The sequence below is a fragment of the Pedobacter sp. GQ55 genome (genome assembly GCF_059758925.1).
The window spans coordinates 1-617 of record NZ_JCAXEI010000029.1; the positions used below are offsets into that span (position 1 = coordinate 1).

General features: G+C 40.4%; 1 protein-coding gene and 1 tRNA gene. Both read right to left on the reverse strand.

Translation table 11 applies throughout. The annotated features are described in order from the left end of the window. Positions 1 to 306, reverse strand: a 306-nt coding sequence (locus AC6CH7_RS26465) for a hypothetical protein (protein WP_498265562.1), incomplete at its 3' end; no start/stop codon positions are given. A gap of 223 nt (positions 307 to 529) precedes the next feature. Then, a tRNA-Ser gene (locus AC6CH7_RS26470) sits at positions 530 to 616 on the reverse strand. Position 617: the final 1 nt, after the last annotated feature.

The window sequence follows — 617 nt, forward strand, 5'->3', positions numbered from 1 at the left end:
CCAATACTGCCAATCATGCGCCTGGTCTTCTGCTTGTTTCATTTGCACTCTTCGTAAAACCGGGACAATAGCCCTTTCGGTTACGGCCAGGGGTTTGGGTTTTGCAATAATTTCTTTCCGCTCCACCCGGACTATTTCATTTTCGTAGGCTATTCTCTCTTTTCCCAAATAGTTATTAAGGGTGTTATAATTGTACTTAGGATAGCTGAGGCAGAAATTTTTCAGGTTGGAGAAAACCTCAACCTCCATTTGCCTTTTCCAATGTACAAGCACGACCCTTTTTCTAATTAAATTTTCCTGTTCCATACACAAATATAGCTAATATTGTCATTTTATTGGTCAAATTGCTTAAAAACTTCTCCAATAAACTTTAGTCGTGTTTTACATGATTACTCAGACGAAAGAAAAGGATTTGTTATGTGGAAGGATGATCTGGAAGAGCGTCTGGCTTAAAAAAGTTCAATTAAAACAAAAAATCCTGAAATCTTACGGTTCCAGGATTTTTGTATGGCTTTGATGACCATTTCAGCGGAGAGTGGGGGATTCGAACCCGCGGACCCTTTGACAAGTCAACAGTTTTCAAGACTGCCGCAATCGACCACTCTGCCAACTCTCCG